The sequence below is a fragment of the Micromonospora sp. KC207 genome, assembly GCF_004348615.1.
Lineage (GTDB): Bacteria > Actinomycetota > Actinomycetes > Mycobacteriales > Micromonosporaceae > Micromonospora.
Genome location: NZ_SMKJ01000293.1, coordinates 1 through 8,715 on the forward strand (window position 1 = coordinate 1; position 8,715 = coordinate 8,715).

Genomic DNA, 8,715 nt, shown 5'->3' on the forward strand with positions numbered 1-8,715 from the left:
GGGCAGCAGCTCCAGAGTGACCCTGGCGCGCAGTTCCGGGCGCGCGGCGAGCAGGTCCTCGACGATCCGGGCCGCCGCCGCGTCGGCGGCCAGGAAGCGGATCCGCCCCGGCACCGCCCGCACCACGGCGGCGCAGCGGGCCGGCTCGGACAGCGGCAGCCGGTACACCGCCGTTCCCGACGCCCCGGCGGTGCCCTGGAGGGTGGAGACGAAGAGCGTGACCAGGTATCCCTCGCGCCGGCGGTCGCTGACCACCACCGTCACCGTGTCCGGCGCGGCCGGCGGCCGGGCCAGCGCGCGGACCGTCAGCGCGGCCGGGCTCGGGCGGGCCAGCGACCCCGACCACCAGGCCGCCGCCCAGGTGGTGACCCGGTCGCCGAACGGCTGGGCGAAGACCCCGGTGCCGCGCGGCAGCCCCGCCAGCCCGACACAGGCCAGCACCACCGCCCCCGCCACCGCCCACCGTGTGGGCCCGCCGGCCCGGCGACCGGCCATCGCCCGCCACGGCGGCGGCAGCAGCAGGAGCAGCGCGCCCGCGCCGACGAACAGCACCGCCAGCAGCAGGTGCAGGGTCTTGCCGTAGTAGTAGCGCGGGTCGGTGCCCAACGCCCGGAAGTAGAGCAGGAAACCGGCCGCGAACGCACCCGCCGCGGCGAGCGCGCCCGCGTAGCGCCGCCACACGGGCAGCCGCCGGCCGGCGACCAGGCCCGCGCCGACCAGACCCGCGAGGGCCAGGAACGCGTCGTAGCGGGGGAACACGCCGCCTCCGGTGGCCACGTTGTCGACCTGGTCGGTGCGCAGCAGGCCGGCGACGGCGGGCAGCGGCGTCAGCACGGCCACGGCCACCGCCACCACGGACAGCACGACCGGGCGGCGGCGCAGCCGGCGGCGGTCGCGTACCAGCCAGGCCACCACCAGCGCCGCGACCACCGGCAGGAACATCAGGTACGCGAACCCGACCGTCACGCACAGCGCGCCGACCACGGCCACCTGGGTTCCGGTACGGGCCACCGGCCGGCAGGTCAGCGCCACCAGCAGCACCGTCGCGGCCAGCCCGAGGCTCTCGCCGGGGTAGCCGTACACGACGAAGCGGGCCAGCTCCGAGCCGAGGCAGGCGGCCGTGACCGCGCCGGTCAGGGCGAGGGCACGGGGCAGGTCGAGCTGCCGGCCGGCGAGCCGGTTCGCCGCCCACGTCACGGCGAGCACCAGCAGCCCCCACGCCCCGACCGACCAGCCGAGGTAGTGGCCGAGGGCGTCGGCCGGGCCCGCGGGGCCCGTCGAGGAGCGCAGGAAGGTGTCCAGCAGCGCGGCGGTGAGGTGGAAGCCCTGCGGGTACCAGACCATCCCCTCCGGGGCGATCCGGGCCGCCGCCTGCGGGTCGGTGAACAGGTACCCGCCGACGGCCCGGATCCCCTCTATCGTGGCCAGGTGCCGGCTGTTGTCCTCGCCGGTCATCGAGTAGGCGAGGCGGCCGGCGAGGTCGCCGGCGCGCAGGTACGGCCACGCCAGCGCGGTGGCGGCCAGCAGCGACGCGCCCACCGGCAACAGGTCGGCGGCGACCGGGCGGGGCAGCCGAGGCCGGCGACCGGTGGCCGCCGCGATCCCGAGCAGGACCGTCAGCGCGGTCCCCGCCACCGGGACCGGGTGCAGCCCCCACGGCCAGACGGAGAAGAGCAGCCCGGCGGCGCACGTCGCGCCGGCCAGCAGCCCACCGGCCAGCACCAGCCGGTCCAGCAGGGTCCGGCCACTGCGCAGCAGCCCGGCCGTCAGACCGAGCAGCACCAGTGGGAGCACGCCGGCCATGCCCGCCGCGTACGTCAGCAGGGGCCCGAGCCACGCGGCGGCGAGCCAGGCCGCCAGCCACCGGGCGGGGCGGGCCGCGCGGCCGGGCACCGCCCGCCGGGGCACGGCCGTCAGGGCGGTGGTGAGCTGACCCTGCACGGGCGGCCTCCTCGCGGCGGTGGGGAGCCGGCTCCGCATGGGTGGGTCCCCTCCCGGCACCGGCGACGCCCACCCGGTGCCGGGCGGAGCGCAACCACGCTAGACCCGTCTCGGCGACGGGCGGCTACGCCCACGTGTGCGGCAGGTGACCGGCGGGTGACGGGCCAGACCGCACTCGCACGCGTGTACGAAAAGCCAGGTAGGCTGCGCACATGTCCGGTGGCGCCTACCAGCCGTCCATGCTCGACCTCACCGACGACGGGCCGGGGCTGGGCCCGCTCGCCGGGCTGCGCCGGCACCCGCTGGGCCGGGGCGCCTGGGTGGACCACCTGCCCGGCTGGGTACGCGGCTCCGACGCGGTTTTCGACGTGCTGCTCGCCGACGTGCCCTGGCGGGCCGAGCGCCGCACGATGTACGAGGCGCGGGTCGACGTTCCCCGGCTGCTCTGCTGGTACGCCGGCCACCGGGAGCTGCCTCATTCGGCGCTCACCCGGGCGCGGGCGGCCCTGACTGCGCACTACGCCCCGGAGCTGGGCGAACCGTTCGTCACCGCCGGAATGTGCCTCTACCGCGACGGTCGCGACAGCGTCGCCTGGCACGGCGACACCCTCGGCCGCGCGGCGCACACCGACACCATGGTCGCCATCGTCTCGTTCGGCTCGCCGCGCCCGCTGCTGCTGCGCCCGCGCGGCGGCGGGCCCGGCCTGCGCTTCCCGCTCGGCCACGGCGACCTGGTGGTGATGGGCGGCTCCTGCCAGCGCACCTGGGAGCACGCGATCCCGAAGACCGCGCGCCCGGTCGGGCCCCGGGTCAGCGTCCAGTTCCGCCCGGCCGGGGTCGCCTGAGCGCCGCCCACACCGGGTGTGTTGCCGGGCCGGGTGTGTTGCCGGGCCGGGTCGGGCACCGAGGGCATCGGTCTCGGCCCCTATGGAGCTGCCCCGTTTGTGCTACTGGCAGCGAAGCGCCGTCAGTCGCAGCGCCGTCAGTCGCAGCGCCGTCAGTCGCAGCGCCGTCAGTCGCAGCGCCGTCAGTCGCAGCGTCGTCAGTCGCAGCGTCGTCAGTCGGCGACCCGGAGTGTCGGCCACCTCTGGGCGCACATCCGGGGCAGCTCCATAGGGGCCGCGAGGAACCCCGGGTACCGGGGCCAGACGCGGGCACCGACGCGCGACACGAGCGGCCCGACGCCGGGACACGAGCGCTGGCTGCCCGCGCGCCAAGAACACGCCCTCTGCTAGAAACACTTCCAGGGTCCACGCCCCTCACCGCCGTCGACGCGAAGGGCGCGCCATGACCCAGACCCCCACCGAAGCACGTTCCCGCTGGTCACCCTGGTCCCTGCACGGCGACGGCCGCTCCGTCAGCCCGGGTGACGTGGTCCACCCCGGCGAGCGGCTCTCCTGGCCGCGCACCCTCGGCGTCGGTGTGCAGCACGTGGTGGCGATGTTCGGCGCCACCTTCACCGTGCCGCTGATCACCGGCTTCCCGCCGGCCACCACGCTGTTCTTCTCCGGCGTCGGCACCCTGCTCTTCCTGGTGATCACCGGCAACCGGCTGCCGTCGTACCTCGGGTCGTCGTTCGCGTTCATCGCCCCGGTGCTGGCCGCGAAGGCCGGCGGCGACATCGGCCCCGCGCTCGGCGGCATCGTCGTGGCCGGCGCCGCCCTGGCCACCGTCGGCCTCGTCGTCCAGCTCGCCGGGGCGCGCTGGATCGACGCGCTGATGCCGCCCGTGGTCACCGGCGCCATCGTGGCGCTGATCGGGCTGAACCTCGCCCCCGTCGCCTGGGACGGGGGCGGCAGCGGCACCGGCGTCAAGGCCCAGCCGCTGATCGCCGTGCTCACCCTGGCCGCGATCCTGCTCGCCACGGTGGCGTTCCGGGGCTTCGCGGCCCGGCTGTCCATCCTGCTCGGCGTGGTCGTCGGCTGGCTGCTCGCCGCCGCCCTGGACGGCCTCGACCCGAAGGCCGTCGACGGGCTGCGCGAGGCGGCGTGGATCGGCCTGCCCGAGTTCCACGCGCCGAGCTTCAGCTTGCGTGCGACGGTGCTCGTGATCCCCGTCATCCTCGTGCTGATCGCGGAGAACGCCGGGCACGTCAAGGCGGTCGCCGCGATGACCGGCCGCAACCTCGACCGGGACATGGGCCGGGCGTTCCTCGGCGACGGCTTGGCCACGGTGCTCGCCGGCTCCGGCGGCGGCTCCGGCACCACCACGTACGCGGAGAACATCGGCGTGATGGCGGCGACCCGCGTCTACTCGACCGCCGCGTACTGGGTGGCCGGGATGGCCGCCGTGCTGCTCGGCCTAAGCCCGAAGTTCGGCGCGCTGATCCTCACCGTGCCGGCCGGGGTGCTCGGCGGCGCGACCACCGCCCTATACGGCCTCATCGCCGTCCTCGGCGCGCGGATCTGGATCGGGAACCGGGTCGACTTCCACGACCCGGTCAACCTGATGACCGCCGCCGTCGCCCTGATCATCGGCGCGGCCAACTACACCCTGGCCACCGGCGACCTCTCCTTCAACGGCATCGCCCTCGGCACCGCCGCCGCCCTGGTGGTCTACCACGGCATGCGCCTGGCCACCCGCCTCCGCGCCCCCGCCCCCTGAGTTGATCGCAGGGGCGGGGGTAGGGATGAGGTCAGTTGCGTTCGATCTGGTGGCCGACCACCGTCGGGCCCAACATCACCGCGAAGCCGCTGCCGTCGCGGCGCGGATCGGCCGGAGGCAGCTCCACGGGGTCGCCGGTCGCCGTCGCACCGACCGGCCGAGGGCCGATCCAGGCCACCACCAGGTCCGTCTCGCCCTTGAGGAACCGCTGCGCACGCACCCCGCCGGTCGCCCGCCCCTTCGCCGGGTACGCCTCGAACGGGGTCACCTTCACCGTCGCTCCGGTGGACGTCACCACCATCGGCTCGCCATGGGACGGATCGTCCTCCCGGACCGCGCCGAAGAAGACCACCCGCGCCCCCGCCGGCAGGTTGATGCCGGCCATGCCGCCGCCCTTCGGCCCCTGCGCGCGCACCAGCGACGCCGGAAAGCGCAGCAGCGACGCCTCGGAGGTGACGAAGGCCAGTGTCTCCGAACCGTCGGCGAGCCAGGTCGCCCCGACCACCTCGTCGCCCTCGCGCAGCCCGACGACCTCGAACTCGTCGGAACGCACCGGCCAGTCGGGGGCGCACACCTTCACCACGCCCTGCCGCGTGCCCAACGCCAGCCCCGGCGAGCCCTCCGCGGTCGGCCCGAGCGGCGCCAGCCCCACCACCGACTCCCCGGGCTCCAGCGGCACCAGCTCGGCGGCGGACATGCCACCGCGCAACGACACCGTGCCGGCCTGCTCCGGCAGCACAGGCAACGGCAGCACGTCGATCTTGAACGCCCGGCCGGCGCTGGTCACCAGCAGCACCCGGCCCCGGGCCGTGGAGTGCACGAGGGCGCGTACCGCGTCGTGCTTGACCCGGCCGCTGCGCCGGCGCCCCTCGGCGGCCTCCTCCGACTCGGCCGCGGTCCGGGCGACCAACCCGGTGGCGGAGAGGATCACCTGGCACGGGTCGTCGGCCACCTCCAGCGGGCCGGCCGGCGCGGACGCGGCCAGCACCTCCTTCAGGTCCCCGTCGACCAGCGTGGTCCGCCGCTCCGTGCCGAACTTCTTCACCACGGCGGCCAGCTCGTCGGAGACGACCTTCCGCAGCACCTTCTCGTCGTCCAGGATGGTGGAGAGCTGGGCGATCTCCTTGCGCAACTGCTCCTGCTCGGCCTCCAGCTCGATCCGGTCGAACTTCGTCAGCCGGCGCAGCGGAGTGTCCAGGATGTAGCTTGCCTGGATGTCCGAGAGCTTGAACTGGCGCATCAGGCCGTCCTTGGCGGCCTGGGCGTCGTCGCTGCTCCGGATCAGCCGGACCACCTTGTCGATGTCGAGCAGGGCGATCAGCAGGCCGTCGACCAGGTGCAGCCGTTCCTGCCGCTTGCGCCGCCGGTACGCGCTGCGCCGGGTCACCACGTCGTAGCGGTGCCGCAGGAAGACCTCCAGCAGCGCCTTCAGCCCCAGGGTCTGCGGCTGCCCGTCGACGAGGACCAGGTTGTTGACGCCGAACGACTGCTCCAGCGGGGTGAGCCGGTACAGGTCGGCCAGCAGCGCCTGCGGATTGACCCCCACCTTGCACTCGATGACCAGGCGGGTGCCGTTCTCCCGGTCCGTGAGGTCCTTGACGTCGGCGATGCCGGTGAGCCGCTTGGTCTTGTTGACCTCGTTGGTGACCGCGGCGATCACCTTTTCGGCGCCGACGCCGTAGGGCAACTCGACCACGGTGATGGCCTGCCGGCCACGGCTGCCCTCCAGGGGACCGATCTCCACCCGGCCGCGCATGCGCACGACGCCGCGCCCCGTCTCGTACGCCCGGCGCACCTCGTCGAGGCCGAGCAGCACACCGCCGGTCGGCAGGTCGGGGCCGGGAACGAACTCCATCAGCTTGTCCAGGTCGGCGTCCGGATGGTTGATCAGCCACCGGGCTGCGGAGACGACCTCGGCCAGGTTGTGCGGGATCATGTTGGTCGCCATCCCGACCGCGATCCCGGACGCGCCGTTGACCAGCAGGTTGGGGAACGCGGCCGGCAGCACTGTCGGCTGGGTGAGCGAGCCGTCGTAGTTCGGCTCGACGTCGACGGTGTCCTCGCCCAGCTCGCCGACCAGCAGCATCGCCTCGTGGGACATCCGGGCCTCGGTGTAACGCGCGGCAGCCGGGCCGTCGTCCGGGCTACCGAAGTTCCCATGCCCGTCGATGAGCGGGACGTTCAGCGAGAAGTCCTGGGCCAGGCGGACCATCGCGTCGTAGATCGCGGTGTCGCCGTGCGGGTGGTATCGGCCCATCACGTCGCCGACCACCCGGGCCGACTTCACATGCGCCCGGTCGGGGCGATGCCCCGCCTCGTGCATCGAGTAGAGGATGCGCCTGTGCACCGGCTTGAGGCCGTCTCGGGCGTCGGGCAGTGCGCGGGAGTGGATGACCGAGAACGCGTACTCCAGGTACGAGTCGGAGACCTCGGTGACCAGCGGGTTGTCGAAGACCCGCGCGCCGGCCTGGTCGAAGGCTGCCAGGTCCGCCCTGGGACCGGTGTTCTTACGACGTGCCATGGTTCAGCTCTCTCCTCGGCGGGCCACGGTCGGGCGGCGCTTCCCCCGGCGGGCCGGGGTCGGGCGGGGGTCGGTGGTCCTCATGCGTCGATCGCGTCCCGGTCGACCCGGTCGGCGGACTCGATCAGCCAGTTGCGGCGCGGCTCGACCTTCTCCCCCATCAGCAACTCCAGGATCCGCTCGGCGGCGTCGACGTCGTCGAGGGTGATCCGGCGGACCGCCCGGGTGGCCGGGTTCATCGTGGTCTCCCACAGCTCGTCGGCGTCCATCTCGCCGAGCCCCTTGAACCGGGGGATCGGGGTGACGATCTGCCGGCCGGCCTTCTCCAGCTTGCGGACCGTCGCCTCCATCTCCGCCTGGGTGTACGTGTAGATCGTCTGCGGGTTGCGCCCCCTGGTGGTGATCTTGTGCAGGGGTGGCATCGCGGCGTAGAGCCGGCCGGCCTCGATCAGCGGGCGCATGTACCGGGCGAACAGGGTGATCAGCAGGGTACGGATGTGCGCGCCGTCCACGTCGGCGTCCGCCATGATCAGCACGCGGCCGTACCGCAGGGACGACAGGTCGAAGGTGCGGCCGGAGCCGGCCCCGAGCACCTGGACGATGGCGGCGCACTCGGCGTTGTCCAGCACCTGCTGGAGGTTGGCCTTCTGCACGTTGAGGATCTTGCCGCGGATCGGAAGAAGTGCCTGATATTCGGCGGATCGGGCAAGTCGCCCCGTCCCGAGAGCGCTGTCCCCCTCCACGATGAACAGTTCGCTTCTGTCGATGCCTGACGCGCGGCAGTCGACCAGCTTCGCCGGCATCGACGCGCCCTCCAGCGCGGTCTTGCGGCGGGCCGCGTCCTTCTGCTGCTTCTGGGTCAGCCGGACCCGGGCCGCGTCGACGATCTTCTGAAGCACCGTGCGGGCCTCGGCCTTGGTGCGGCGGTCCTCCAACCACGCCTTGACGTGCGCCTCGACCAGCCCCTGAAGCACCTTCGTGATGCCGGCGGTGGAGAGCTCGTCCTTGGTCTGCGAGGTGAACTGCGGCTCGGGGATCCGCACGTGCACGACGGCCGTCATGCCCTCCAGGACGTCGTCCAGGGTGGGCGCGTCCTCCTTGGGCCGCAGCAGGCCCCGGGCGGCGCGAGCCGCGTCGGCGAGGGCACGGGCCAGGGCGCGCTCGAAGCCCTTGCGGTGGGTGCCGCCGTGGGCGTTGCGAATGGTGTTGGTGAAGCACTCGACGGTGCGCTCGTAGCCGGTGCCCCAGCGGAACGCGATCTCGACCTCGGCCCGCCGCTGCACGTTGGACTGCATGACGCCGTTGGCGTCGGCGGCGTTCTCCCGGTAGGTGCCCTCGCCGGTGACCAGCAGCGTGCCGGAGACCGGCCGGTCGCCCGCCGGGGCGAGGAACTCGACCATGTCGGTGAGGCCGTTGGGAAAGTGGAAGGTCTCCTCGACCGGCTCCTCGCCCGTGTGGTCGCGCAGCAGGTAGCTCACGCCGGGGACCAGGAACGCGGTGTTGCGCAGCTTGAGCCGGACGGCCTCGGCGTCCAGCGAGGCACCGGTCTCGAAGTACCGGGCGTCGTGCCAGTAGCGGATCGAGGTGCCGGTGCGCTGGCCGCGCTTCATCGCGCCGACGATCTGCAGGCCGGGGCCGGGGGTGAAGGC

General features: G+C 73.7%; 5 protein-coding genes. 2 read left to right on the forward strand and 3 right to left on the reverse strand.

Features of this window, described 5'->3' with window-relative positions:
* Positions 1–1,941, reverse strand: a 1,941-nt coding sequence (locus E1258_RS26855; protein ID WP_132406017.1) for a hypothetical protein, incomplete at its 3' end; no start/stop codon positions are given.
* A 212-nt stretch (positions 1,942–2,153) separates the two neighbouring features.
* Here E1258_RS26855 and E1258_RS26860 point away from each other — a divergent pair.
* Together E1258_RS26860 and E1258_RS26870 are read left to right on the forward strand one after the other, a co-directional pair.
* Positions 2,154–2,786 carry an alpha-ketoglutarate-dependent dioxygenase AlkB gene (locus E1258_RS26860; protein WP_132406019.1) on the forward strand — a complete coding sequence of 211 codons (633 nt, stop codon included), beginning with the start codon at positions 2,154–2,156 and terminating at the stop codon, positions 2,784–2,786.
* 442 nt (positions 2,787–3,228) lie between these two features.
* A complete protein-coding gene (locus E1258_RS26870; RefSeq protein ID WP_132406023.1) occupies positions 3,229–4,545 on the forward strand; it encodes a uracil-xanthine permease family protein in 1,317 nt (438 codons plus the stop codon).
* 31 nt (positions 4,546–4,576) lie between these two features.
* Here the strand turns inward: E1258_RS26870 and E1258_RS26875 are convergent, their stop codons facing one another.
* Complete coding sequence (locus E1258_RS26875; protein WP_132406025.1) at positions 4,577–7,066, reverse strand: DNA topoisomerase (ATP-hydrolyzing) subunit A; 2,490 nt, start codon at positions 7,064–7,066, stop codon at positions 4,577–4,579.
* Between the two features lie 80 nt (positions 7,067–7,146).
* Positions 7,147–8,715, reverse strand: a 1,569-nt coding sequence (locus tag E1258_RS26880) for a toprim domain-containing protein (protein WP_132406027.1), incomplete at its 5' end; no start/stop codon positions are given.